The sequence below is a fragment of the Sandaracinobacteroides hominis genome (assembly GCF_016464365.1).
GTDB lineage: Bacteria > Pseudomonadota > Alphaproteobacteria > Sphingomonadales > Sphingomonadaceae > Sandaracinobacteroides > Sandaracinobacteroides hominis.
Genome location: NZ_JADCUC010000003.1, coordinates 396,851 through 422,271, shown reverse-complemented (window position 1 = coordinate 422,271; position 25,421 = coordinate 396,851). Strand labels below are relative to the sequence as shown.

Annotated in this window: 26 protein-coding genes and 1 pseudogene; 17 read left to right on the top strand and 10 right to left on the bottom strand. The window is 66.7% G+C overall.

Features of this window, described 5'->3' with window-relative positions:
- Positions 1–14: 14 nt before the first annotated feature.
- Together IM784_RS09375 and IM784_RS09370 are read left to right on the top strand one after the other, a co-directional pair.
- Entirely contained in the window at positions 15–1,028 is a 1,014-nt protein-coding gene (locus tag IM784_RS09375) for a DUF3089 domain-containing protein (protein WP_199555034.1), read from the top strand.
- A gap of 96 nt (positions 1,029–1,124) precedes the next feature.
- Positions 1,125–2,123, top strand: a complete 999-nt coding sequence (locus tag IM784_RS09370; protein ID WP_199555033.1) for a DUF1838 family protein — start codon at positions 1,125–1,127, stop codon at positions 2,121–2,123.
- Positions 2,124–2,205: 82 nt separating this feature from the next.
- Here IM784_RS09370 and IM784_RS09365 read toward each other — a convergent pair whose 3' ends face one another.
- Genes IM784_RS09365 through IM784_RS09355 form a run of 3 tightly spaced genes read right to left on the bottom strand, consistent with a single transcriptional unit; the run spans position 2,206 to position 5,793 of the window.
- Positions 2,206–3,225, bottom strand: a complete 1,020-nt coding sequence (locus IM784_RS09365; protein ID WP_199555032.1) for a zinc-dependent alcohol dehydrogenase family protein — start codon at positions 3,223–3,225, stop codon at positions 2,206–2,208.
- A 16-nt stretch (positions 3,226–3,241) separates the two neighbouring features.
- Entirely contained in the window at positions 3,242–4,234 is a 993-nt protein-coding gene (locus tag IM784_RS09360) for a zinc-binding dehydrogenase (protein ID WP_328799495.1), read from the bottom strand.
- Entirely contained in the window at positions 4,231–5,793 is a 1,563-nt protein-coding gene (locus IM784_RS09355; protein WP_199555031.1) for an FAD-binding oxidoreductase, read from the bottom strand. Before IM784_RS09355 ends, IM784_RS09360 begins: the two co-directional genes overlap by 4 nt.
- Before the next feature lie 163 nt (positions 5,794–5,956).
- Between IM784_RS09355 and IM784_RS09350 the strand changes: the two genes are divergently transcribed.
- From IM784_RS09350 to IM784_RS09325, 6 genes and pseudogenes are all read left to right on the top strand, one after another.
- On the top strand, positions 5,957–6,379 hold the full coding sequence (locus IM784_RS09350) for an RrF2 family transcriptional regulator (RefSeq protein WP_199555030.1): 423 nt from the start codon (positions 5,957–5,959) through the stop codon (positions 6,377–6,379).
- A gap of 115 nt (positions 6,380–6,494) precedes the next feature.
- Positions 6,495–7,205: an RBBP9/YdeN family alpha/beta hydrolase gene (locus tag IM784_RS09345; protein WP_199555029.1), complete on the top strand. Its 711-nt coding sequence runs from the start codon at positions 6,495–6,497 to the stop codon at positions 7,203–7,205.
- Entirely contained in the window at positions 7,202–7,381 is a 180-nt protein-coding gene (locus IM784_RS09340) for a YezD family protein (protein WP_199555028.1), read from the top strand. Before IM784_RS09345 ends, IM784_RS09340 begins: the two co-directional genes overlap by 4 nt.
- A gap of 16 nt (positions 7,382–7,397) precedes the next feature.
- Positions 7,398–7,460, top strand: a pseudogene (locus IM784_RS17725) (hypothetical protein); the annotation flags it as partial.
- A 49-nt stretch (positions 7,461–7,509) separates the two neighbouring features.
- Complete coding sequence (locus IM784_RS09330; RefSeq protein ID WP_199555027.1) at positions 7,510–9,855, top strand: TonB-dependent receptor; 2,346 nt, start codon at positions 7,510–7,512, stop codon at positions 9,853–9,855.
- Positions 9,856–9,910: 55 nt separating this feature from the next.
- Entirely contained in the window at positions 9,911–10,636 is a 726-nt protein-coding gene (locus IM784_RS09325) for a type I pantothenate kinase (protein ID WP_199555026.1), read from the top strand.
- Here IM784_RS09325 and IM784_RS09320 read toward each other — a convergent pair.
- Positions 10,626–12,554 (bottom strand): alkyl/aryl-sulfatase, encoded by a 1,929-nt coding sequence (locus tag IM784_RS09320; RefSeq protein WP_235976773.1) that lies wholly within the window; start codon positions 12,552–12,554, stop codon positions 10,626–10,628. The genes IM784_RS09325 and IM784_RS09320 overlap by 11 nt on opposite strands.
- A gap of 117 nt (positions 12,555–12,671) precedes the next feature.
- Here IM784_RS09320 and IM784_RS09315 point away from each other — a divergent pair, with 117 nt between their 5' ends.
- The 5 genes from IM784_RS09315 (at position 12,672) to IM784_RS09295 (ending at position 16,594) form a co-directional block, all read left to right on the top strand.
- Positions 12,672–13,268 (top strand): beta/gamma crystallin-related protein, encoded by a 597-nt coding sequence (locus tag IM784_RS09315; RefSeq protein ID WP_199555025.1) that lies wholly within the window; start codon positions 12,672–12,674, stop codon positions 13,266–13,268.
- A gap of 8 nt (positions 13,269–13,276) precedes the next feature.
- Entirely contained in the window at positions 13,277–13,648 is a 372-nt protein-coding gene (locus IM784_RS09310; protein WP_199555024.1) for a beta/gamma crystallin-related protein, read from the top strand.
- Positions 13,649–13,782: 134 nt separating this feature from the next.
- On the top strand, positions 13,783–14,820 hold the full coding sequence (locus tag IM784_RS09305; RefSeq protein WP_199555023.1) for a phosphotransferase family protein: 1,038 nt from the start codon (positions 13,783–13,785) through the stop codon (positions 14,818–14,820).
- Entirely contained in the window at positions 14,817–16,055 is a 1,239-nt protein-coding gene (locus IM784_RS09300; RefSeq protein ID WP_199555022.1) for an acyl-CoA dehydrogenase family protein, read from the top strand. Before IM784_RS09305 ends, IM784_RS09300 begins: the two co-directional genes overlap by 4 nt.
- Positions 16,052–16,594, top strand: a complete 543-nt coding sequence (locus tag IM784_RS09295) for an NUDIX hydrolase (RefSeq protein WP_328799494.1) — start codon at positions 16,052–16,054, stop codon at positions 16,592–16,594. The genes IM784_RS09300 and IM784_RS09295 overlap by 4 nt, the downstream gene beginning before the upstream one ends.
- Here IM784_RS09295 and IM784_RS09290 read toward each other — a convergent pair.
- The 6 genes from IM784_RS09290 to IM784_RS09265 form a co-directional block, all read right to left on the bottom strand.
- Positions 16,572–16,823, bottom strand: a complete 252-nt coding sequence (locus tag IM784_RS09290; RefSeq protein WP_235976765.1) for a ribbon-helix-helix domain-containing protein — start codon at positions 16,821–16,823, stop codon at positions 16,572–16,574. The two genes, IM784_RS09295 and IM784_RS09290, sit on opposite strands and share 23 nt — an antisense overlap.
- Before the next feature lie 221 nt (positions 16,824–17,044).
- Positions 17,045–17,767 (bottom strand): acetoacetyl-CoA reductase, encoded by a 723-nt coding sequence (phbB, locus tag IM784_RS09285; RefSeq protein WP_199555090.1) that lies wholly within the window; start codon positions 17,765–17,767, stop codon positions 17,045–17,047.
- Between the two features lie 28 nt (positions 17,768–17,795).
- A complete protein-coding gene (hemH, locus tag IM784_RS09280) occupies positions 17,796–18,818 on the bottom strand; it encodes a ferrochelatase (RefSeq protein WP_199555021.1) in 1,023 nt (340 codons plus the stop codon).
- On the bottom strand, positions 18,818–21,067 hold the full coding sequence (locus IM784_RS09275; RefSeq protein ID WP_199555020.1) for a xanthine dehydrogenase family protein molybdopterin-binding subunit: 2,250 nt from the start codon (positions 21,065–21,067) through the stop codon (positions 18,818–18,820). The genes hemH and IM784_RS09275 overlap by 1 nt, the downstream gene beginning before the upstream one ends.
- Positions 21,068–21,103: 36 nt before the next feature.
- A complete protein-coding gene (locus IM784_RS09270) occupies positions 21,104–21,598 on the bottom strand; it encodes a glycosyltransferase (RefSeq protein WP_199555019.1) in 495 nt (164 codons plus the stop codon).
- Positions 21,595–22,068 carry a glycosyltransferase family protein gene (locus IM784_RS09265; protein ID WP_199555018.1) on the bottom strand — a complete coding sequence of 158 codons (474 nt, stop codon included), beginning with the start codon at positions 22,066–22,068 and terminating at the stop codon, positions 21,595–21,597. The genes IM784_RS09270 and IM784_RS09265 overlap by 4 nt, the downstream gene beginning before the upstream one ends.
- A 116-nt stretch (positions 22,069–22,184) precedes the next feature.
- Here IM784_RS09265 and IM784_RS09260 point away from each other — a divergent pair, with 116 nt between their 5' ends.
- The 4 genes from IM784_RS09260 to IM784_RS09245 all read left to right on the top strand — a co-directional run bounded on the left by IM784_RS09260 (position 22,185) and on the right by IM784_RS09245 (position 25,419).
- Positions 22,185–23,393, top strand: coding sequence for a multidrug effflux MFS transporter (locus IM784_RS09260; protein ID WP_199555017.1), 1,209 nt, complete (start codon positions 22,185–22,187; stop codon positions 23,391–23,393).
- The gene (arfB, locus tag IM784_RS09255; RefSeq protein WP_199555016.1) at positions 23,381–23,830 is read left to right on the top strand and encodes an alternative ribosome rescue aminoacyl-tRNA hydrolase ArfB; all 450 of its coding nucleotides are present in this window, start codon (positions 23,381–23,383) and stop codon (positions 23,828–23,830) included. The genes IM784_RS09260 and arfB overlap by 13 nt, the downstream gene beginning before the upstream one ends.
- Before the next feature lie 249 nt (positions 23,831–24,079).
- Positions 24,080–25,078 (top strand): sigma-54 interaction domain-containing protein, encoded by a 999-nt coding sequence (locus tag IM784_RS09250; protein WP_235976763.1) that lies wholly within the window; start codon positions 24,080–24,082, stop codon positions 25,076–25,078.
- Positions 25,075–25,419, top strand: coding sequence for a flagellar hook-basal body complex protein FliE (locus IM784_RS09245; protein ID WP_235976761.1), 345 nt, complete (start codon positions 25,075–25,077; stop codon positions 25,417–25,419). The genes IM784_RS09250 and IM784_RS09245 overlap by 4 nt, the downstream gene beginning before the upstream one ends.
- Positions 25,420–25,421 lie beyond the last annotated feature (2 nt).

The following is a 25,421-nucleotide window of genomic DNA, read 5'->3' as shown; positions in this document are numbered from 1 at the left end:
CGGTGGAGGTTGATATGCGGAAGATCGCGCTGACATTCGGATTGCTGCGGGCGGCCCCGGCTCTGGCCGAGCCGCCTGCGCCGGACTATGCCAGCGCCGCCAATTGGTCGCAGGCCGCATCTGCGTTGCCGGCCGGCGCCACCCCTGCCGCAAAGAAGCCGAAGGTGGACGTGTTCTTCATCCACCCCACCACCTATCGCGGCGAGACCGAGCTCAACCAGGACGTGTCGGACGCCACGGCAAACCAGTGGGCGGATGCCAGCAGCATCGCCCGGCAGGCCAGCGCCTTCACCGGCTGCTGCCGGGTGTTCGCGCCGCGCTATCGGCAGGCGTCCATCCCGGCGCTGCGCGGCACGCCGGAGCAGCGCGACGCCGCTTATGCGCTGGCCTATTCCGATATCGAACGCGCCTTCGATGTGTTTCTGACGCATACCAAGGGGCGCCCCTTCCTCCTCGCCGGGCACAGCCAGGGCGGGCTGCACGTGGCAACTCTGCTGGAAAAGCGCATCGACGGCACCCCGCTGCAAAAGCGGCTGGTCGCCGCCTATGCCATCGGCTTCAATCTTGCCGAGGGCGATTTCGGCCGCACGTACAAGTCGCTGAAACCCTGTGCCACCCGCACCGACACAGGCTGCGTGCTGCAATGGAACGCCGTGCTGCCGGAAACCGATCTCGATGCCGGCGCCACCCGCTCGCAGGCCGGATTTGTCGCCAAATACGGCGACGTGCCGGGCAAGCAGACGCTATGCATGAACCCCGTCAGCTTCGAAGCTGCACGCCCGGAAACGCCGCGTGGCGAGGCGTTGGGCGCCATCCCCGGCGATCCCGGCGCAGGTCCGCTGCAAGCGCTGGTTGCGGGCGCAGTCGCGGCCAAGTGCGACCGCGGTTTTCTGGTCGTCGCGCCAGACGCAGCGCTTGCGCTGAAGCCGCTTCCGGGCGGCAGCCTGCACTATCATGATTTCGGCCTGTTCTGGGCGGATATCCGCGCCGATGCCGTTCGTCGCGCACAGGCTTTCGGCAAGCGCTGAGGCGCTCTATCCGCAAGGCGGCCAAACACCGCTCCGCGCGTGACGCCCGCCTGCGCGCGCAACAGGTTGCAACGTCAAAATCTCAGGGAGCCGAGAATGGATAACGGAATCACCCGCCGGCAAGGGTTGCAGTTCGCCGGGCTGGCGGCCGCCACCGCCGCTACCGTCGCCGCACCGGCAATGGCCGCCACCGGCGCGCCGCCGTTCGTGACGAAGATCGATTTCAAGGACCCGATCTGGAACCGCGATACCTATGCGCGGATGGACGGCGACCTGAACCCCAACAACGAGAAGATCGGCTGGATCAAGGGCAAGGCCTTCGGCGTTCGCCCGAACGAAACCGTTCGCACCCTGTTCGAAGTCGATGGCTTCAGCTTCGTTCGCATCAAGCAGCTGCCCAACGGCGACTGGCGCCGGATGCTGCGCGAGATCGTCTTCTATCGCGATCCCGAAACCAGGGAGATCCTGAAGACCTGGCGCAACCCCTACACCAATGAGGATGTGCGCGTTGTGCCGATCGCCAACGATCCGTTCAACTTCACGCACAGCGCCTGGATCCAGGGCGGCCCCTCCTATGGTGGCCTGCGCGACGACAAGGCGCCGCCGAAGAAGCCGTTCCTGCTCAACTGGTTTGAGGGTCCGGACGATACGCTCGTCTGCCAGACCGGCATCGACATGATGTATCCGAACGCGCTGCAGCCGGATAAATGGGTGCGCGAAAGTTCGGGCAGGATGAACCGCGTCTCCGAGCATTTCATCTACACGGTGAAGAAGGCAGATGTCCTGAACCCGAAGATGACGCACCTGAAGCATATCGGTGCCTGGTCGCGCATCACGCCCTGGCTGCCGTGGATGCTGATGGGGCAGGCCGAAGGCCATATCAGCTATTTCACCCATTTCGCCACCGCCAACAGTATCAAGGAGCTGCCGGCCGACATCGTCGCCGCCGCCGCCGCGATGGACAAGAAGTGGCTGAGCGCCCCCACCGAGGATTATGGCCCGTCGCTCTCCAGCCTGGAGAATTTCGCCCGCGAACAGACCCCGGCCCCGGTACCGGCCGGCTGGACCCCGCCAAAGCCACCGCAACCGCGCTAGGCTGAGGCAAGTGGATCAGGAGGGGCCGGTCGAAAGACCGTCCCTTTCCTTGTTACTCCGCTCCAGAAGAGGTGATGGGCGCTCAGCCGACTTCGATCATCACCTTGCCGATGTGCGCGCCTGAGTGGAGATGCGCGTAGGCGGCCTTCGCTTCGTTGAACGGAAAGGCGCGGTCGATCACCGGCTCCAGTCCGTTTGCCGCCACTGCCGCCACGAAGCGGCCGAACATTGCCTGACTACCCGCCGCGATGCCCTTCAGCAGCAGGTTCTTGCCGATGATCGAGGGGAAATTCGGGATGGATTCGCCCGCAGGCCCCGCCAGCGCGCCGATGATGGCGATGCGGCCGTTGACGGCGGCGGCGGCGATCGACTGCGCCAGCGCCGCCTGTCCGCCCATTTCCAGCACGATGTCGGCGCCGTGCCCGCCGGTCGCCGCCATCAGCGCGCCCGGCCAATCCGGCGTGGTGCGATAGTTGAGGGTGATGTCCGCCCCCAGCTTGCGGGCGATCTCCAGCTTCTCGTCGGAGGAGGAGGTGACGACGACGCGGGCGCCGGCCATCTTGGCGATCTGCAAGGCGAAGATGGAAACGCCGCCTGTGCCGGGGGCGAGCACGATATCGCCGGGCTTCACGCCGCCGAATTCTACAACGGCGTGCCAGGCGGTGAGGCCTGCGGCGGCGAGGGGGGCTGCGGATTCGTCGGAAATGCTCGCCGGAATCTTCTGCAGGGCTGCTGCCGGCACCCGCACATATTCCGCCAGCCAGCCGTCGCGGCTGACACCCAGGTCGGCACCGAAGATGGATTGCGAGAAGGCGCCATCCAGCCAGGTGACGAAATGCCCGCAGCTCACGCGGTCGCCTATGGCAAGGTCCGAAACGCCCTCGCCCACCGCCGCCACTTCGCCCACACCGTCCGAGCAGGGGATGCGGTTTTCCGGGCGCGTCGGGCCATATTTTCCGGAAACGATCAGCAGGTCGCGGTGGTTCAGGCACACCCGCTTCACCTTCACCAGCACTTCGCCGGCGCCCGGCACTGGCGTTGTGACGTCTGCGCGGTTCAGCGAAGCGATGCCCTGCTGCGGGCCGATCTGATAGGCAAACATCTGGAAAAACTCCGGTTCAGGGGCGGAGGTCGACAACGACCTTGCCCGAGGAATGTCTGGAAAGCAGCCGCTCGACGGCATCATAAACGCCCTCAAGCCCGGCAAAACCCGGCTGATCGAAGCGGATGTCGAGCTTGCCTGCCCGATAAAGATCGAACAGCGCCGCGCGCGCCGCCGGCCATTTCGCTGTCAGCAGCCCGTTCATGAAGCCGCGCACGGACACGCCGCGATAATAGATGCTGTGGGCGATGCGAGGCCCGGTGACGATCTCGGGCTTGCCCTCCAGATCGGCAGCTGCGCCCGCCACCACCAGCCGGCCATGATCGGCCATATTGGCCAGCATCGCGTCGAACACCGCGCCGCTGACGGTATCGATGGCGACATCGATCTTTCGCCCGGCCAAAGCCTCGCCGATGGGCACGGCGTGGTAGTCGATCACGTCGTCGGCGCCCAGTTCGCGCACCATCGCGCCCTTTTCCGCACCGCCGGCAATGCCGATCACCTGGCAGCCGCGCAGTTTCGCCAGCTGCACCAGCAGATGCCCAAGGCCGCCGGCCGCCGCCGAGATCGCCACCGTCTCGCCCGCCTTCGCCTCGCCATGGTCCAGCGCCAGCAGCGCCGAAACGCCGGTGGATGCCAGCGCCAGCCACTCCCGCTCAGGCCCCGGAACGGGCACGAAGCGACCCGCAGAGGCGACGTTGCGTTCGCGATAGCCGCCGCCGAACCGCGTCGTCACCACATGGTCGCCGACAGCAAAGCCGGCAACGCCGTCGCCCACGGCCTCCACGACACCCATTGCCTCGACGCCGGTGAAGGTCGGCAGGTCGACCTTTACATAGTCCACAGCGTTGCGGGCGATCTGCGTGTCGAACACGCCGTTCACGCCGCACCAGCTGTTGCGCACCGCGATCTCGCCGACTGCAGGCGGCAATTCCTCCAGCGTCACGATATCGGCGGCCTCGCGGAAGCTCGCCGCGAAGCGCTCCATCCGGATCGCCCGGCTGCTCACAGCCCCAGGATTCCCCGGTTCACCACATGGTCCGGATCGACGCTGTCCTTCACCGCCTGCAGCAGCGCGACGGAGGCTTCGTCCCGGCTTTCCAGATAGGGATAGCTGCGGCCGATCTGGAAATGTGCGCAGCCATAGCGGCGGGCGATTTCGATGACGGCCTTGCGCGCGGAAGCCACCACGGCGGTAGCCTCGGGATTGTCGTTGAACTTGGTCAGCCGTTGCAGGTGCGCCGGCTCCACCATGGAGGCGTGGACGGGCCGATAGCCGGTGGGCCAGTAGAACACCGGCTCGATCGTCAGCGCATTGGTCGCAAGGCTGGTGAACAGGAAGCCGGTCGAAACCCCCGCCGCCTCGAACTCCGCCGCGCGGGCCTCGAACATCGCCAGTATCTCGCCGAACATCGCCGGCGCGTTCGACAGCGACACATGCCCGTGCACCGGTGCCCAGGCCTCGCCCCGCGGTCCCAGCATCGAATTGGGCGGCGGGAAGGGCATGGAGCGGATCACCTTGGCGATGGTGTTCTCGATCTCCTCGCCGCCAAAGCGCGCTGCAATCGCCCGCGCTTCCGCCATGTCGTGCGCGACGCCCGCTTCGCTGCGCCCTTCGGCGATCACATGCAAAGGATAGCTGTCTTCCTCGATGAACTTGCGGCCGGCCAGCGCGATCTTCGCCGCCGCCATCAGCCCCTTGCCCAGCGATTTCTGGCTCGAGATGACCGAGCCCAAGGTCTTCACGTCGCTGGTGAGCGAGGCGCGTGCCATCCGCACCTTGGTGAGGCCGGGATCGAAGGCGCACATCTCGCAGGCGATCCCCGCCCGCGCCATTTCCGCCATCGCCTGCAGCAGCTCCTGGCCGGTTCCGAACTGGAACGAAGCCTGATCCTCATGGGCTGGCCGGCGGATCAGCCGCAGCGTGACCTCGGCCTTGATCCCGAACACGCCGCTGTCGCCCATGAACAACCCGGCGAGATCCGGCCCGAAATTGCGATAGAAGGGCGTTTCGCCATCCGGCCCGCGGGCCCCGGTCTTCAGCACCCGCCCGTCGCCCAGCACCATCGTCAGCGCGATCACGCTCTCGCTGGAGGTGCCATAATGCCCGGCCCCGAACATCGCATTCAGCTGCGAAAGCCCGCCGCCGATTGTGGAGTAAATCCCCGACATCGGCCCCCAGAAGGGCGTGCGCAGGCCCAATGGCTTCAGCGCGTCGTTCAGCGTCGCCCAGCTGCAACCGGCTTCGACGGTAACGGTCATGTCCTCGGGGCTGATGCGCAGCACCCGGTTCATGGCGGTAAGGTCCAGCGCCACCCCGGTGTCGCTTTCGGGCAGGTAGGAGCCGGTATAGCTCATGCCCGCGCCGCGCAGCGAAAGCGGTACGCCCGCCACGCTTGCCGCCTTGGCGATGGCGGAAATCTCTGCCACCGAACGCGGCACCGCCACCAGCGCTGCGACATGGCCGCCACGCTGCCAGATATCCTCGCTGAACAGCTCCCGCCGTGCCAGGTCGTCGCTCACACCGGCCGCGCCGACGATGTCTTCCAGTTGCTGCTTCAGCGTCATATGTCCGTCTCGCTCCAGAGGCGAAATGATAGGCGGTTCTGCAGCCGCCGGCCGCTTTGCAGCCACACTATCCGCATGGTGGATGCTTTCGCTGCGGGAGGAGGGCCGCAAAGTCTGCCAAAAGGGTTGATAAAATCGCCCTTGAGGCGCATGCGCGCGGGCAATGCTGAACATGAAATCGCGCTACGCCATGCGAGCGCTCCTCTATCTTGCCCAACGCCACGGCGATGGCCCCATCCAGATCGGCGAAATCGCCGACACGCAGCGCATCCCGCGCAAGTTCCTTACCGTCATCCTCTCGGAACTCTCGCGGGAGGGGGTCGTCGGCACCAAGCGTGGGCGGCTGGGCGGCTATTGGCTGGAACGCGAGCCCTCCAGCGTCAGCCTCGGCGATATCGTCCGCATCACGCGCGGCTCGCTGGCGCTGGTGCCCTGTGCTGCCCGCCTTGCCTATGAGCCGTGCGAAAATTGCGTGCCAGAGAATGAATGTTACCTGCGGCCCATCATGCTCGCCGTGCGGGATGCGACGGCGGAGGTTCTCGACAAGTTCACGCTGGCCGACTCCCCTGGCGAAGTCCTGCTTTAGCGCGGCCAAGCCACGCTTCGGCGGAATCGGGCTTGTCTATCACTTAAGTTGAGTTAGACTCATGTCTCCAAGCTGAAAGGAGACGGATGTCTCCGGGCAAGAAGGGAGACGCGGGATGACGACAACCAATCGATTTGCCGATCGCACACCTCTCTCTGCGCTGAACCGGCAGGGATCGGGGCAGCCGCCGATCCTGAACGTGCCAGGCCTTGGCAACAGCGGCCCGGCCCATTGGCAGAGCCGGTGGGAGGATCGCTATCCCTGGTTTCAGCGGGTGTCGCTGGGCCTGTGGGACTCGCCCGATCGCAATGTCTGGGTGCAGCGGCTGGACGAAGCCATCCGCCGCGCCTCGCAGCCGGTGATCCTCGTCGCGCACAGCCTTGGCTGCCTTGCGGTTTCCTGGTGGGCCAGCATGTGCGGCCAGAGCTATCGCGACCCCGTCGCCGGCGCCTTGCTGGTGGCGCCGGCCGATCCCGAACATCCGCTGGCCTGCGCCAATGTCTCGCAGTTCGGGCCAACACCCTTCCACCCGCTGCCTTTCCCGTCGGTGCTCGTCGCCAGCCGCAACGATCCCTATGCCAGCTTCGAACGGTCGGCGGAATTTGCCGGCCGCTGGGGCAGCCATCTCGTCGATGCCGGCCACAGTGGCCACATCAACGCCGAAAGTGGTCTGGGCGACTGGCCGCTGGGGCTTTCGCTGGTCGACCGGCTGGTCGATGCGGCGAGCCTGCGGGCGGATGCCGACCGCAGCCTTGCCAAGGCGGCGCGCTTCCTCTCCATCGGTTCCGAGGGCGCGCTCGGTCTTGGCCGGGGGCTTCCGGCATGAGCGCGCTGGGCCATGACCGGCCGGTGCACCTGCCCGTGCAGCCGACGGAAGCCGCGCTCGCCATCGTTGCCGAGGCGCTGGGCCGGGTCCGCTTCGGCGACATCCGCCTCACCGTGCACGAAGGGCGCCTCGTGCAGATCGACGTGACCGAGAAAACACGACTTCCCCAAAGCTGATTTCACAGAAGCTGATTTCACGGGGGCTGATTCCACAGGGGCTGAACTGACCTCCAGCCCTGATTTCACTCCGTGGTGACCGGACAACCGGAGCCATGCCTCTCTCCAGACCTCTGCCGGAGGATTGCATGCGCCTGACCATCTACCACCTCTCCACCGCCCTCGCGACCATCGTCGGCAGCACGGGCGCGCTCGCCCAGACGCCGCAGATCGATCTGGCCGCCGCCGACGCGGCGGATGCCTCGAACGACATCATCATCACCGCCCGCCGCAGATCCGAAGATCTGCAGGACGTGCCGATCGCCGTCTCGGTCGTCACCGGCGAGACGCTGGAGCGGCAGGGCGCCTTCAACGTCGCCCGGCTGGTGCAGCTGCAGCCTTCGGTGCAGTTCATCACGTCCAACCCGCGCAACTCGGCAATCAACATCCGCGGCCTCGGCGCGCCGTTCGGCCTTACCAACGACGGTATCGAGCAGGGAGTCGGTCTCTATGTCGATCAGGTCTATTACGCCCGCATCGGCTCGGCGACGCTGGACTTCGTCGATGTGGAATCGATCGAAGTGCTGCGCGGCCCGCAAGGCACGCTCTATGGCAAGAATACCACCGCCGGCGCCGTCAGCATCACCACCCGCAAGCCCAGCTTCGATTTCGAGGGCCGGGCCGAGCTGAGCTATGGCAATTATGATTTCATCCAGGCCAAGGCATCGCTCTCTGGCCCCATCGTCGCAAACAAGCTGGCCGCCCGCATCAGCACCTCGTTCACGCGGCGCGACGGGATGCTGTATAACAGCATCACCGAGCGCGACGTGAACGGGCTCGACAATATCGGTGTGCGCGGACAGCTGCTGTGGGAGCCGACCGACACAGTCGATATTACGCTGAGCGCCGACTGGAACCAGCAGAATCCGGAAGGCTTCGCGCAGAACTATGTGAGGGTGGTGCCGACGCTCCGCTCCGCAAATCGCCAGTATGCAAATCTTGCGCGGCTATCGAACTATGCGCCGGCCAGCACCGATCCGTTTGACCGGCTGGTCGACAACGATGCGCAGCTTCGGGCCAAGCAGACGATCTTCGGCGGCTCCATCCTTGCCAACTGGGATCTGGGGGCCGCGACGCTGACCTCGATCACCGCCTATCGGGATTGGGATTGGCGGCCCGCGAACGACCGGGATTTCACCGGCCTGCCGATCACCACGCTGTCGATGAACCCCTCGCAGCAGGAACAGTTCAGCCAGGAACTGCGGCTGGCGTCCAACGGCTCCAACCGCTTCGACTATGTGGTGGGGCTCTATTACTTCCACCAGGAGATCAACACGCAGGGCGTGCAGGAGCAGGGCAGCGCCGCCTCGCTGTGGCTGCTGGGGCCGACGAACGGCTCCAATCCGGCGCTGCTCGACGGCCTGCGCTCCGACAACGACATCCACTATCGCAACACCAGTGCCGCGCTTTACGGCAAGCTGACGTGGAATATCTCCGACCAGTTCAGCATCTCGCCCGGCGTGCGCGTGAACTACGACAAGAAATGGGGAAGCTATGATGCGGTGGTGACGGGCGGCCTCGCCAACCCGACTCCAGCCCAGCAGGCGCTGAAGAACGGTGTGCTGCAGAACCAGCAATATGAAGCCGACTTCTCCGACTGGAACATTTCGGGCGACATTACCGGCTCGTGGAAGCCGACCGACAGGCTGCTGGTCTATGCAACCTATGCCCGCAGCTTCAAATCGGGCGGCATCAACCTTTCCGGCCTGCCGACGCTGGCGGATGGCGTCACCCCGGCGCTGGAAACGGCGACGGTGAAGCCCGAGGAGGTGAACCACTATGAGTTCGGCGTGAAATCGACGCTGTTCGAGAACACGGCGACGCTCAACATTGCTGCCTTCCGCACCGACATCAAGGACTATCAGGCGACCGTCGTGAACGGCTCGGTCGGCGTGATCCGCGGCTATCTCGCCAATGTGCCCAAGGTGCGGACGCAGGGGTTTGAAGTCGATTTCAGCGCCCGTCCGACCCCGCGCCTCAACGCCTATCTGAACTTCGCCTATACCGACGCATCCTATGTCTCCTTTCCCGGCGCGCCGCCGCCGATCGAGCGGTCGGGTGGCTCGGTGCAGATGGTCGACGCCTCCGGTGGGCGGCTGCCCGGCGTGTCGGAATATGCGTTGAGCTACGGTGGGGAATATCGCCTGCCGGCGGGCGGCGGCGACGCCTATGTCGGCATCGACGGCTCGCTCCGGTCGGACTTCTCCTCCAGCCCGACGCCGTCACGCTACCAGAATGTCGAAGGCTATGTGCTCACCAACCTGCGCGCCGGCTATCGTTCCGAAAAGGGATGGGAAGTCTATGGCTGGGTGCGCAACGCCTTCGACACCGAATATTTCGATTTCCTCACCGCCGCGCCCGGCTCCACCGGCCTGATCGTCGGCCAGCTCGGCGATCCGCGCACCTATGGCGTCACCGGCACGATCCGTTTCTGACGCCAGCCGGCCGGCGCCGCTTGAGGCGCCGGCCGAACCGCGCCATTCTCGCCCTATGCCGGGCCTGCCCATCACCGCTGAAACGCTGGCCGCCCGCATCGCCGCGCGGCTGCAGCCGGGCCGCCCCACCATTCTTGGCATCACCGGTTCGGTGGCGGCGGGCAAATCGACGCTGGCCGGGCAGATCGCCGAAACGCTCGCCTCGACACGCCGGGTGGAGATCATCTCCACCGACGGCTTCCTGTTCCCCAATGCCATTCTCGATCCGCGCGGCCTCACCATGCGCAAGGGCTTCCCCGAAACCTACGACATCTCCCGCCTTGCCGAAACGCTCGCCGCCGCGCGCCAAGGCCCGGTTGCCGTCCCCGGCTATTCGCACAGCCTCTACGATATAGATCCGGCGCTCACCCGCTGCATCGACCGCCCCGATCTGCTGCTGGTCGAAGGCCTCGGCTTCGCGCCGGCGGACGAGGACAGCAGCGTGGCTGACGCCCTCGACAGCCTGATCTATCTGGACGCCAGCGAAGGCGATCTGGAGCACTGGTTCCTCAGCCGCTTCATGGCCCTGTGGCACGCCGCGCAGACGGACGCCGCCAGCTTCTATGCCCGCTTTCTGCCGCTGGGGGAGGAAGGTGCGCGGGAGTTCGCCCGGACGGTGGTGTGGGAAGGGATCAACCTCCCCAACCTGCGAGAGAACATCATCCACTCGCGCCCGCTTGCCGACACCGTTGTCGGCAAGGCGCGCGACCATGCCCTGACGCTCATCCGTCCTAAGGCGTAACGATCGGGAAATCGGCCTTCGGCGTCTCGAACAGCCCCAGGAATACCGGCAGCAGCTCGCGCTTCCCCTCGATCCGGGGCGGGTTGCCGCCCGGCACCCCGCCCAGCGCCCGCAGGAAATCCCCGCGCGACATCGTCACCGTCACGTCGGCCGCATCGTCGACGCCGGCCTCATGCACCAGCACCCCATTGCCCACTCGAATGAAGTGCCGCTCCTTCGCATCCGGCAGCACCAGCGCCAGTGTGAAGGGTTGCGCGGGCACCCGCTCCGGCACCAGCCGCACGGCCAGCAGGTCCAGCATCATCGAGGTCGGGATGAAGCGCGCCATGGCAGCGCCGCCGACGCTGGGCGGTGCCGGGGTGACGCCCTTCTCCAGTTCCTGCGCCGCCACCAGATACATGTTGCGCCACAGCGAGCCTTCGGCGGCAAAGCCCATCTGCCGATAGCTTTCCGCCAACTGCGCTTTCGCCGCGGAATCCGCCTGTCCGGAGAAGACGAGGTTGTCGAGCAGCGTCGCCGCCCAGCGATGGTCGCCGGAAGCCGCCGCATTCGCTGCCAGCGCCTTCACCCGCTCCGGTCCGCCCAGTGCCTCCACATAGCGCTTGCCCAGCGCCTCGGGCGGATGCCGGTTCAGCGCGGCCGGATTGGCCGAATACCAGCCCAGATAGCGCTGATAGACTGCCTTGGAGTTGTGGTTCATCGTCCCGTAGTAGCCGCGGTTGAACCAGCGGTTCGCCAGCACGGGCGGCAGCGCGATCTCCTCGGCCACCTCGTCCATCGTCAGCCCCTTGTTCATCAGCCGGACGCTCTGGTCGTGCAGATATTTATAGGCGTCGCGGTGCGAGCTGATGAAGTCGGTGACGACCTCGTGGCCGAAACGCGGCCAGCCGTGGCTTGTCACCATCGTGTCGGTGTCCTTGCCATAGAGCCTCAGCGCCGCCGTCAGATAGTCGGCCCAGCTCTTGCTGTCGCGCACCAGCGCCCCGCGCGGGGTCAGCACATTGTGCATGGTGACATTGGCATTCTCGGCCAGGCACAGGATGCGGAAATCCGGCAGGAAGAAGTTCATTTCCGCCGGCGCCTCGGTGTTGGGCGTCAGCTGGAAGACGAAGCGCACGCCGTCGAGGGTGCGGGCGTCGCCCGTCGCCTTGATGACGTCGTTGGGCGGCAGCAGCGAAATGGTGCCGGTGGAAAGGGCAGGCCCGATCCCGGAGCTTATCCTGCCCGTCGGCCCGAACGGCAGGGGCGAGCCGAACTGGTAGAGCGCGCGCCGGCCCATGGCGTTCCCGGCGATCAGGTTCTCGGAAACGGCATGCTCCAGGAAACCGTCGGGCGCGAGGATCGCGACCTTGCCGGCGGCCGCATCGGCCTCGCTCACCACCCCCAGCGCGCCGCCGAAATGGTCGCCGTGGCTGTGGGTATAGATCAGCGCCTTCACCGGCTTGTCGCCCAGCTTCTGCTTCACCAGCGTAAGGGCTGCGCGCGCGGTTTCCGTCGCCGTCAGCGGATCGACAAGGATATAGCCGGTGTCGCCCACGATCACCGTCATCACCGAGATATCGAAACCGCGCACCTGATAGACGCGGGGCGCCACCTGAAACAGGCCGTGCTTCGCCAGCAGCTTCGAATGCCGCCACAGCGACGGGTTCACCGTATCGGGCGCATCGCCCTTCACGGCGTCCAGCACGGCGAAATCCCAGGCCGGGCCCGTGCCGTCGTCGCGCATGATCTGCTTTTCCGGCCAGGTGCCCAGGAAGCCGCGCGCGGCAAACTCCGCATCCTGCCCGTCGTCCCTGGGAAGCGCCGCCGCTGCCGCTGCATTGGCCGCACGGGTCGCACTGTTCGCGCCCTGCGCCAAAGCTGCACCCGGCGCTGCAATCACCGCCAGCATCCCCGCCAGCAGAGCCGCCCTTTGCATGTCATCCTCCCTCGATTTTTGCGGAACCTAGGGAGTCTCCGAGCCGGAGTCTGCACCCGATTGGGCCTTTCCAAGTCGCTGTCTGAAGGGCTAGCATCGACGCAGGAGGGCAGGGGCATGATCCGTTCGTTAGTCATCTTGGCCGCAACGGCATGGGCGTTATCCACAGCGCTTCCCGCGTGGGCGCAGGCCGAAGAAGCCACCATCTATCGCGACACCAACTTCCGTGGCCCCGCCGTTGCCGTGAGCCGGCCGAACCCGAACATGCAGCTAAATTTCCAGGTCTTCTCGCTGCGGGTTTCCCGCACCCCGTGGGAGCTTTGTTCGCAGCCGAATTTCCGCGGCACCTGCATAACGATCCGCCAAAGCACCGCCGATCTGCGGCGCAGCTACAACTGGCCCGGGCCGCTGCAATCGATGCGCCCCGCCGACGGTGGCTGGGGTGGTGGGGGAGGTGGCGGCCCCACCCCGCAACAGTCGCTGCGCGGCATGGCATCGGAATTCTTCCCTGCCCCGCGCGAAGGCCGCGGCTCCAGCGCCCAGCGCGTGCTCGCCTGCACCGGCGCCGGCAACTCGACCGCAAATTGCGCCGCGCAGACGGCGGATCGCTTCTGCCGCAGCAACGGTTGGGCCGGCTCTGCCCGCGAGCTGATGGAAACCGTCAACCGCCGCGTCTACCTTGCCGACGTCCTTTGCGTCCGCTCCGGCTATTAGGGAAAAGCATGCGTAACCTGTTGCTCACTCTCCTGGTTGTCTCCGCTCCCGCCAGCGCGGGCATCACGCTGTTCAACCAGCCCGGCTTCACCGGCAACCAGCATGCACTCACGCGCGCCAGCAACAATATGAGCTTCACCCCTCGCTCGGTGAAGGTCGATGGCGAGGCCTGGGAGCTGTGCCCAAGGCCCTTCTTCGGCGGCACCTGCCTGCGGGTGGACGCAGACCGCACCAACCTGAACCTGCCGCGCGCCTTCTCCGGCACGGTCCGCTCTGCGAGGCCGGCCGAAAAGGCAAAGGCCGAAGCTGCAGGCGAAGTGAAGGACGACGCAACGGGCGACGCAACAGCCGACAAGGACAAGCCCAAGCCAAAGGAATGATTCGCGCCGCCAGGGTAAAAGCTCCTTCTCGCGATGGGTGAGGGTGGGCGTGCCGATTCGCTGGGCGAATTCCTGAAAGCTGAGAGAGATGCGGGTTTCGATCCCGTCCGCAGGGTGGCAATGCTCCGCCCGACATGAGCTTCAAGCAACAGGGACTTCCGCAGGATTGGCCGGCGCTCGCCGGCTGGCTCGCCGCGCAGGGGCATGCGCTGGAAACCGATCCGGCCCCGCGCCAGTTCGCCGGCGGCCTTGCCAACCTGAACTACCGCGTGCTGCTGGATGGCGCGCCCGCGGTGTTCCGCCGCCCGCCCGGCGGCGAGCTTGCCCATGGTGCGTCCGACATGGCGCGCGAGGCGAAGGTGCTCACCGGCCTCAACCGCTGCTTTCCGCTGGCGCCGGGCCTGATCGCCTTCTGCGATGACCGGTCGGTGCTGGGCGTTCCGTTCCAGATCCTCGAGTTCCGCCCGGGCGCGGCAATCGGCGGCGAGCTGCCCACGGGATTCACCGTCGCGGACGCCGGCTGGCTGCTGGATGCGCTTTCGGGCGCGATGGCGGCGCTCCACGCCATCGATCCGGCCGCTGCCGGCCTTGCCGATCTGGGCAAGCCCACAGGTTTCGCCGAACGCCAGCTGCGTGGCTGGACAAAGCGCGCCGCCGCTGCCTTCGCCGAGGAAGCCCCGCCGCAGCTCGCAGCGCTGCTGGCCCGGATGGAGGCAGGCCTGCCGCCCGACCCCCCGGCCGGCCTTCTCCACATGGACCCGAAGTTCGACAATCTGCTGGTGGACGCCGAAACCCGCAGCGCCACCGCTCTCATCGACTGGGATATGGCAACGCTCGGCCCGCCGGCCTTCGATCTGGCCGTGCTCCTCTCCTACTGGATCGAGCCGGGCGACCCGCAGGCGACGCACAGCCTCAGCGCCGTCCCCTCGCTCGCCCCCGACTGGCCCGGGCGCGATGCCGTGATCCAATCCTATGCCCGCGCATCGGGCGGCATACCGCCGCACCTCGGCTGGCATCTGGCGCTTGCCCGCCTACGCCTCGCCACCGCCTGGATGCAACTCTATCGCTTGTGGCAGCAGGGGTCGCTCGAAGGCACGCGCTATGCGGGCTTCGCACATCTTGCCTCCGCCATATTGGCGCACGCACTCGACAGCTTCGGAGACACCCCATGATCGACTTTTCCATTACGCCGGAGCTTGCCGCTCTCGCGAAGCGCGTCCGCCAGTTCGTCATCGATGAGATCGTCCCCTATGAGCGCGACCCCCGCCTCACCCAGCACGGCCCCAATGACGAGATGCGGCAGGAAATGGTGGAAAAGGCCCGGGCAGCCGGCCTTCTCTCCGTCCAATGCGCCAAGACCTATGGCGGCATGGGGCTTTCGCATGTCGAGGCTGCCGTGGTGCTGGAGGCCGCGGGCTGGTCCACGCTGGGCCCCGTCGCCATGAACTGCGCCGCGCCCGACGAGGGCAATATGTATATCCTCGGCAAGATCTGCCGCCCCGATCAGGCCGAGCGCTTCCTGAAGCCGGTGGTGCAGGGCCACCAGCGCAGCGTCTTCGCCATGACCGAGCCGGAGGGCGCCGGCTCTGACCCCGGCCAGCTTCTCACCGAGGCGACCTTCGACGGCACCCACTTCACCATCAACGGCCTGAAGTGGCTGATCACCGGGGCCAATGGCGCGAAGACCTGGATCATCATGGCAAAGCTGGCGCCAAACCCGCACCTGCCCGAAGGCCCGACGCTGTTCCTCTGCGAAGGCGACACGCCCGGCATCGAGATCCAGCGGATCATGAACTCGATGGACCGCAACTATGTGGAGGGCCACGGCGTCGTTCGCTTCAACAATCTGAAGCTGCCGGCAGACGCGTTGCTGGGCGAGGCAGGCGAAGCCTTCCGCTATGCGCAGATGCGTCTGGCGCCGGCGCGGATGACGCACTGCATGCGCTGGATCGGCGCGGCCGCCCGCGCACAGGCCGTCGCCATCGATCATGCCCGCACCCGCACCGCTTTCGGCAAGCCGATCATCGACCATCAGGGCGTGTCGTTCCAGCTCGCCCAGAACGAGATCGACCTGAAGGTCTGCCGCCTGCTGACGTGGCAGACCTCGTGGATGATGGACAATGGCGTGAAGGGCCGCCACGAAAGCTCGATCGCAAAGGCGGAAATCTCCGAGAGGCTGTTCCAGGTGACCGACCGCTGCGTGCAGGTGCTGGGCGGCATCGGCATCACCGACGAGACCATCGTCGAAATGATCTATCGCGATATGCGCGCCTTCCGCCTCTATGACGGCCCGACCGAAGTGCACAAGTTCGCCATCGGCCGCCAGCTGGCGCGCGCGGGCAGCGAGTTTACACCCACTCCCACTGCGGATGGCCTGCCAGCGCCCTATGTAAAGGCCGCCGAGTGAGCGAGACGGTGGGGCCCGACGGCGAAGGCCGTCCCGTATGGCAGGGCAAGTTCCTGCAGGTACAGGTCGTCCCGTGGGGGGATGGCGGGCAGTGGGAGTTCGTGAAGCGGGCGCGCGGAATACAGGCGGCCGTGATCCTTGCCCTAACCGACGCGCACGAAATCGTGCTGGTGGAACAGTATCGTCCGGCATTGTCGGCCCAATGCATCGAACTGCCCGCCGGGCTGGTGGGCGACGTGACGCACGGCGAGGAGGTGTTCGCCTCTGCCCGGCGCGAGCTGATGGAGGAAACCGGCTTCGAGGCGGCGCATTGGGAGCCGTTCGGGGAGTTTGCGTCTTCTCCCGGAATGGTCGGGGAGATCTTTCACTTCTACCGGGCGACAGGCCTGAAGCGCGTGGGGCCGGGTGGGGGCGTCGATAACGAGGGGATCGTCGTGCACGTCGTGCCGGTTTCCGGGCTGTGGGACTTCATCGCCGCGGCACGGGCGCGGGGCTGCGTGATCGATACCCGGCTGCTTATCGCGCTTTCGCTCGTTTGAGCAGCTCTACACGGATCGCGCTCGCCAGCGGGGTGGTGCGGGCTTCGTCGAGGGTGGCGACCCATTGGGCTGGGTAGGTGTTGTCCTGCGCGACTGCTTCGTCGAAGGCTTTCCAGAATTCGGGTTCCAGCGCGACGGAGGTGCGGTGGCCCTGGATGGTGAAGCTGCGTTTTACGAGCATCGGGGGGGTATAGCGGCCGGCAGCAAAGCTGCCGAGTCCGCGCAACAAAGCCCCTTCCGTTCAGCCTTTGGCCGACCTTCGGTTCCCAGGAGGCGTTCGGGTGGCAGCGCGGCGCAAAGGGCAAGGAGAGGGGAACAGGGAAAGAAAGAAGAAGCGCAGGCAAAGCCTGCGCCGTCGGACGGGCCGCGGCTGGAGAGCCGCGACTCCGCCGGCCGAACGCTGCGGCGAGTCCGCGAGTTAGGGCTGCGCCCTAATCGCGGCCGCCTCCGCTAGTACATATGTTGCCCGCCATTCACGCTCATCGTGCTCCCGGTCACAAACCCTGCATCCTCGGAGCACAGGAATACCACCGCCCTGGCAATCTCCTCGGCATGGCCCAGCCGGCCCACCGGGATCTTCGCGACGATTTTCTCGAGCACGTCCGCCGGCACCGCCGCCACCATGTCGGTGTCGATATAGCCCGGCGCGATGGCGTTCACCGTCACCCCGAACTTCGCCCCTTCCTGCGCCAGTGCCTTGGTGAAGCCGTGGATGCCGCTTTTTGCGGCGGCATAGTTCACCTGCCCATATTGCCCGGCCTGGCCGTTGATGCTGCCGATGTTCACGATCCGGCCCCAGCCCCGCTGGCGCATCCCCGGAAAGGTCGCCTTGGCGGTGTTGAAGCAGCCGCCCAGGTTCACGTCCATCACCTCTTTCCAGGCTTCATAGGTCATCTTCAGCAGCGTGCCGTCGCGGGTGATGCCGGCGTTGTTCACCACCACGTCCACCGGCCCCAGCTCCGCCTCGATCGAGGCGACATTATCCAGCGTCGCCTGATGGTCGGCGACGTTCCACTTCCACGTCCGCATGCCGGTCCGTTCGGAGAAGTCCTTCGCCCGGTCGTCGGACCCGACATAGTTTGCCGCAACCGTGAAGCCCGCCGCCTGCAGACCTTTGCAGATGGCTTCCCCGATACCCCTGGTGCCGCCCGTGACCAAAGCAACCCGCGCCATCATCCTCTCCCCTCGTTGAACTCGGAAGCTAGTCTGCCCCTACCCACCCGGCAAGGCTCTCCCGCAGCAAAATCTGCAGCATTTCCATCCCTTCGTCGCTGTCGTTCAGGCAGGGCAGCGCCGCGAAATGCGTTCCGCCCGCCGCCAGAAACGCCTCCCGCGCCTCGACTGCAATCTCTTCCAGCGTCTCCACACAGTCCGCAGAAAATCCCGGCATCAGCACTGCCACCCGTCTGAAGCCGCTGCCCGCCATCTCTTCCAGTAGCGGCAGGGTATAGGGCTTCAGCCACTCCGCCCGCCCGAACAGCGACTGGAAGCCGATCGGCATCTCCGCCTCGCTGCGCCCGGTGGATTCCCGCAGCAGACGCGCTGTCTTCTGGCATTGGCAGTGATAGGGGTCGCCCAGCTCCAGCGTCCGCTTCGGCATGCCGTGGAAGCTCAGCAGGATACGGTCCGGCACGAAATCCAGCTTGGCCAGCCCCCGTTCCAGGCCGGTTTTCAGCGCGGCAATGTGCGCGGGATGATCGTGATAGGGCGGCATCGTGCGGAGGGCGGGCATCCACCGCTCGCCGCGCAGCACATCGAAGACCTCGTCCAGCACGCTCCCCGTCGTCGCGCCGGAATATTGCGGATAGAGCGGCGCCACGCAGATCCGGTCGCAGCCCTGCGCCCGCAGCGCCGCCAGTCGCTCGCCGATCGCGGGGCTGCCATAGCGCATCGCATGATCCACGATCACCTCAGGCCCGAATGCCCCCTGCAGGGCTTCCGATTGTAGCCTGGTGATCAGCTTCAAGGGGCTTTCATTGGCCTCCCGGTCCCAGATCTTCGCATAGTTCGCGGCCGAAACCTTTGGCCGTCGGGTCAGCACGAACAGCTTCAGGATCGGCTGCCAGATGATCCGCGGGATCTCCACGACGCGCGGATCAGACAGGAACTGATCCAGATAGCGCCGCACCGAAGGCGCATCCGGCGAATCGGGAGAACCCAGGTTCACCAACAGCAAACCCACCCGCCCGGCAGGAGCCGGCGGGTGCCCCGGCGGCCGCGCCATCAGGCCGTGTAGACCTGCGCCAGCGGCAGGCTCCGCGCCCGCTTGCCCGTAGCCTTGGCCAGCGCATTCGCCAGCGCGGGGGCCGCGCACGGCAGCCCCGGCTCGCCGACGCCGCCAAGCTCCGCGCCGGAATCCAGGATCACCGTCACCAGCCGCACCGGCGTGTCTGCCATCTGCAGCACCGGATACATGTGGAAATTGCGCTGCTGCGCCTCGCCATCCTCAAACGTCACGGCTTCTCCGATGGCGGCCGAAAGGCCCATGATCGCCGCGCCCTCCAGCTGCGCGCGCACGCTGTCCGGCGCGATTGCCCGGCCGCAATCGATGGCGGTCGCCACTTCCAGCACCTTCACCTTCCCCTCGACGAGGCCGGCCAGGACCACCATCGCCGCGATGGAGCCGAAACTCTCGTGCAGGGCGATGCCGCGGGCAAAGCCCCTGGGTGCCGGGTCGTTCCACCGCCCGGCGTCCGCAGCCGCCTTCAGCACGGCAGCATGGCGAGGCTTGTCCTTCAGCAGCTCCAGTCGGAAGTTCAGCGGATCGGCACCCGCCGCTGCTGCCAGTTCGTCGGCAAAGCTCTCCACCACGAAACCGGAGAAGCTGTGGCCGACCGAACGCCAGTATCCCAGCGGCACCGGCTGTTCGATGGGGATATGCGCCACGCGGAAGGACTCGGTCGCATAGGGGATTTCCGCCAACCCCTCGATCGCCGGCGCCGACGGGCCGGGCTTGTCCTTCGCCATCATCGGCATGTTGCGGCTCATGAAGCTGTTGCCGACGTCGGGCACTGCCACCCGCGCATCCCAGGCTGCAATGCCGCGCTCGGGCGTCACCGCGCCACGCATCCGCGCATGCACCGGCGGCCGATATCGGCCGGAGCCCATATCCTCCTCGCGGCTCCAGATCAGCTGCACCGGCTTGCCCACCGCCCTGGCGATCAGCGCTGCCTCCACCATGGCGTCGGCCTCGGCTTTCCGGCCGAAGCCGCCGCCGATGATGGTTGGGTGGATGACCACCGCGTCGGTTTCCAGCCCCAGCGCGTCGGCCACCTGCATATGGCCGATGGTGAGCGACTGGATCGGCCCCCACACCTCCGCCTGCCCGCCGGTGACGCGCGCGGTCGCCGTCATCGGCTCCATCGTCGCGTGCGACAGGAAGGGAAGGCTGTATTCCGCCGTCACCGGGACGCTGCCCAGCCGGGGCTCTACATCCCCTTCCTCGGCCACCACGCCGCCGCCGTCGCCGCTGGCCGCCTTGGCAAGTTCCTCGGCGATCCATGGCCCGGCCTTGCGCCCCTCGACCGAAAAGCTCGCCTCCACGGATTCCAGCATGCGCCGCGCATCCCAGGTCGTGGCGCCGACGGTCGCAACCCAGCTCGGGCCTTTCACCAGAGTCACGCCGGCGGGCGCCTTGGCGCTTACCAGCTTCGAAGCACCCACCGGCCCATGCCGGATTGCCGCATAGACCATCCCCGGCAGGCGCACATCGCCGCCATAGCGCGCGCTCCCGTCCACCTTGGGCGGCAGGTCGATCCGCGGCAGCGCCTTGCCCGCAAGCTTCTGCGCCGAGGGCGCGCGCAGCTTCGCCTCCGGCACATCGGCAGTCGCGTCCACCAGCTTCACCGCATCGGCAAAGGCCATGCGGTTCGCCTTGTAGACGACGAAATTGTCGGCGGTGTCGACATCGCCTGCAGAGACACCCCATTCCTTCGCGGCCGCCGCCACCAGACGCTGCCTTGCCTCTGCCGCCGCGCCCCGCAGCTGGTCATGATAGCTCTTGATGGAGGTGCTGCCGCCGGTCAGGTGCAGGTTCATCCGCCGGATGACTTCCACGCCGATGCGGCTGCCAAGCCCGCGTACCATCGGCGGCAGCGACTTGGTGCCCAGATACGCCATGCCCACATTGGCATAGTCGGGGTGCCAGGGGGCCGGCTCCACGGCCATCATTTTCCACGCCGCACCCAGCTCGTCGGCGACGATCTGGGCAAAGCCGCTCATCACGCCCTGGCCCATTTCGGCCTGCGGCACCGGCACCGTGACCCGGCCATCAGGGCCGATCTTCACCCACGGGCCCAGCAGCGTCTCGCCTTCGTCCGCGGTCCAGCCGCCTGGATAGGTGCGCGGCCACAACGCATAGCCCACCACCAATCCGACGGTGGCGCCGGTTCCGATCAGGAATCCGCGCCGCGAAGGCAGGAAACGGGTTGCGCCGGGCTTGTTCTCAGGCGTCTCGGGGGAACGTTGCAGCATGGCCTTTCCTAGCACGCCGCTGCCCCGGCTGAACAGTCAGCCCAGCTTGTGGATGAAGTTCCGGAGCGTGGCGATGAGATCGGGGGAAGCTTCCGCCGAAAGCGCGTCTCCGGCGTTCGCCTCGGCCGCCAGCAGTTCATCGATCATCGGCCCCACATCCATTTCGCCCGAGGCGACGTGGATGCCTGCCCGTTCGCGGAATTTCTCCGCCGTCGCCCGCTGATGCTCGTTGCGATGCTCCCCCATGGTTGCCCGCCGCGCCATCATCAGCAGCGGCTTGCCCCAGGTCAGCGCCGAGATGATCGAGCCCATCCCGGCATGCGCCACCAGCAGCCGGCAGCCTTCCAGCTTTGCCTGATACTCATCGGCGGAGATAAACTCCCGCCATTCGAAATGGGTCGGGCGATAGCTGTCCGGCTTCAGCGCCCCCAGCTGGCCGAACACCGGCTCGTCATGGGTTGCAGCCCATGCGTCCACTGCCTTGGTCAGCCGGTCGAAGGGCTCCTGCGTGCCCACGGTAAGGAAGATCAAAGCACGGCACCCTTGTAATGCGGCCCGTTCTCGCGGGCTATTTCCGGCCACTGCGTCAACCAGAGATCGGCGTGCGGGCCGGCCTTGGCCCCCGAAAGCGACAGCTCCTGCGCGTTGGCGATACTGTCCAGCCAGCAGACGCGCGCCCCCAGCAGCTTGCCGAAGCGGATGGCGAAATATCCGGCAGACGCGCCGGTGGTAATGATGACGTCGGGCCGCACCCTGGCGATCAGCGACCCGACCTCCAGCATCTGCTTCACCAGCTTCATCTTCGCCCAGCGGTTGGCGTCGGTGATGGCGTGATATCCGGCCACCGGCGTTCCCCGCGCATCCGCCAGCGCCCGCACGCGGGCTTCATGGTCGGGCGAGGTGCAGGCGTAATGCACTTCGCAATCGTCCCAGGCGGGCATCAGCCGCAGCAGCTGCACCCAGTGGCCGCCAGTCGACGAGATTGCGAGCACCTTCACCATAGGCCCTTCCCCTTGCCGCCAATCTGCAGCTCTGCGCTGGATAGCTTCCGCCTGCATGGGTGCCAAGCGGCTGTGGCAGGTGCCAGTTGCCGCAGGTCGTGTTAGGGGGCCGTAAAATGCATGCACCTGCCAAACCCGCGCGCCCGTCCGTAGGCCTGGTCATCCTGCTCGGCGCGCTCACGGCGTTCGGGGCGATCTCGATCGATCTCTACCTGCCGGCGCTGCCCACCATTGCCCGCCATTTTCACGCCCCGGTTGCGGCGGCGCAGATTACCATGTCGGCCTTTTTAGCCGGGATGGCCCTGGGCCAGCTGGTGTTCGGGCCGCTCTCCGATCGAATTGGCCGCCGCATCCCGCTGATCGCCGGGGCGCTTATCTACACGTTCGCGTCGCTGGCATTGGCGCTTGCCCCCTCCATCGAAATGCTTGCGGTCGGCCGCTTCGTGCAGGCGCTCGGCGCTTGCGCCGGGGTGGTGATCGCCCGCGCTGTCGTGCGCGACAAGTTCGACACCACCGAGTCCGCGCGCCTCTTCTCGCTGATGTTCCTGGTGCTCAGTGTTGCACCTATGCTGGCGCCCAGCCTTGGCGCGCTGCTGCTGGAAATAAGTGGCTGGCAATCGATCTTTCTGGTGCTTTCCGCCTTCGGCCTGATCTCGGCCGCCGCCATCTGGTTTGGCCTGCCCGAGAGCCGCAGCGTGGAAACCGCGCTGCACGCCGCCAGCGAATCTCCGCTGCAAAGCTATCGGGCGGCGCTGCAGAATCGCCGGGTGCTGGGAACCGTACTGGCAGGGGCACTGAACGGCGCCGCACTCTTCACCTATATCGGCACGTCGCCCGCGCTGTTCATGGAATATTTCGGCCAGAACCCGCATGCCTTCGGCTGGATTTTCGCCGTCAACGCCGGCGGTCTGGTGATCGCCAGCCAGATCAACCGCTACCTGCTGCTGCGCTATACGCCGGCGCGCATCGCCCACTTCGCCGTGCTGGCGGCCACCTTTTTCGCGGCGGTGCTGCTGCTGCTCTCGATCCTTGGGCTGGCGACAATGCCTGTCACCATCGCCTTGCTGTTCCTTGGCCTCGGCAGTTTCGGCTTCGTGGGTGGCAACACCTCGGCGCTGGCGCTGGGTGCCATGCCGATCCGTGCAGGCGCGATTTCGGCGCTGATCGGCGCGGCCTCCTTCGCCGTTGGCGCGGTGGCCAGCGCGATCACGGCGCCTTTTGCCAGCAACGGACCGACCGCGATGGCCGCGGGCATCCTCGCCGGTTTCGCAGGTTCGGCCTATTCACTTATCCGCATCGCCGGCATCCACAAATGGACGAGCTGACCCCGCCTCCGACCGGCCTGATCCGCATCGCCCCCGGCCTCGCCATCCACGCAGACGAGGTGGAGCTGCGCTTCGTCCGCGCGTCGGGTCCGGGCGGGCAGAACGTCAACAAGGTTTCGACGGCGGTGCAGCTGCGGTTCGACCTGTTGAACACCCCTTCGCTGCCCTGGCCGGTGAAGAACCGGGCCGCCCGGCTGGCAGGCAATCGGCTGACGGACGAAGGCGTGATCGTGCTCTCGGCAGACCGGTTTCGCACCCAGCTTGCCAACCGAAAGGACGCCATCCAGCGCCTCGTCGAGCTGCTCGCCGAGGCGGTCGTACCGCCCAAGCCACGCCGCCCGACCAAGCCGACAATGGGCTCCAAGACGCGCCGCCTCGATTCCAAGAAGCGCCGCAGCGACGTGAAATCAGGACGTGGAAAACCCACCGGCGATTGAGCGTCAAAAGCTTGACGCCACAAGCGTCCCAACCGCCAATCAATTGACGCCCCAGACGTAAATCCTCCTCCGCCACCTAGGGCGCGCGGGTTGGCACGGCTTTTGCTCCTTCCCCCCATGAACGGCCGGAAACCGGATTGCTTGCCTATCCCTCGCAAGCAGCTGGCCGAAGCGCCCGCCGGGAGATGCGACCCCCCGGCGGGCGCCCTCCCGGAAAACAGTCGCAACGCTCGCAAAGGGGACATGGGCATGGTCGAAATTGAAACAGGGCAGGGGCCGCTTTCCGCAAGGTTCGCCAAACTGCGCGCACAGCCGCAAACCGGCCCGGTCGCCGCCGATCCCGCCAGCCTCGAACTACTCCGCGTCGCCGCGCGCGCTGCTGCGACCGACGCCACCATTCTCGTCACCGGCCCGTCCGGCGCCGGCAAGGAAGTGATGGCCCGCCACATCCACGACAGCAGCCCCCGCGCCGGCAGCGCTTTCATCGCCGTCAACTGCGCTGCGCTGCCCGAAGCGATGCTCGAATCCCTGCTCTTCGGCCACCAGCGCGGCGCCTTTACCGGCGCCGAACGCGAGGCGTCCGGTCTGTTCCGCGCTGCCCATGGCGGCACGCTGTTCCTCGACGAACTGGGCGAACTGCCGCTGGCGCTGCAGTCCAAATTGCTGCGCGCGATCGAGCAGGGCGAAGTCCTGCCGCTGGGCGCCACCACGCCTGTGCCGGTAGATGTCCGCCTTGTCGCCGCCACCAACCGCGATCTCCCCGCCGAAGTCGCCGCCGGCCGCTTCCGCGCCGATCTCTACTGGCGGCTCGCCGTCTTCCCCCTCGCGCTGCTGCCGCTCGCTGCACGCCCCGCCGATATCCTGCCGCTTGCGGCCGCACTGGAAGCCCGCGCCGGCCGCACCGTTTCCTTCAGCGAAGATGCCCTCGCCCGCCTCGTCGCCCACGAGTGGCCCGGCAATGTCCGCGAGCTGGCGAACGTGCTGCAGCGGGCCAGCATTCTTGCCGATGCAGGCCGGGTGGAAGCTGGGCACATCTGCTTCGATGTCGGTGCCCCCGGCACCGCTGCCCTTCCGCAAACGCTGCGCCAGCACGAAACCAGCCTCGTCCGCCGCGCACTCGCCGAAAGCGATGGCCGCCGCCGCGAAGCCGCCCGACGCCTCGGCATCTCCGAACGCGCGCTGCGCTACAAGCTCGCCGCCGAAGCCGGCCGGCCACGCGCAGCCTCCCGCACGGCGATGCTGCAATGACCGCCATCGGCCCCGGCCTCGGCATGCAGGGCGTCCTCGCGCTGCGCAACGAGATCCTCCAGCGCAGCCAGGCGTTGCAACCGACGACCACGGCCCAGCCCACCCCCGCCCCCACACCGGCTGGTGGCTTCGGCAACGCCATGTCGGAAGCACTGAAGGCGGTGAACGGGCTGCAATCCGAAAGCAGCGCGCAGGGCGCCGCCTGGGAACGCGGCGAAACGCACGACATCGCCTCGGTGATGCTGAGCCGGCAAAAGGCGAGCATCGCCTTCGAAGCGACGCTGCAGGGCCGAAACCGCCTGCTCTCCGCCTACCGCGACATCATGAACATGCCGGTGTAAGC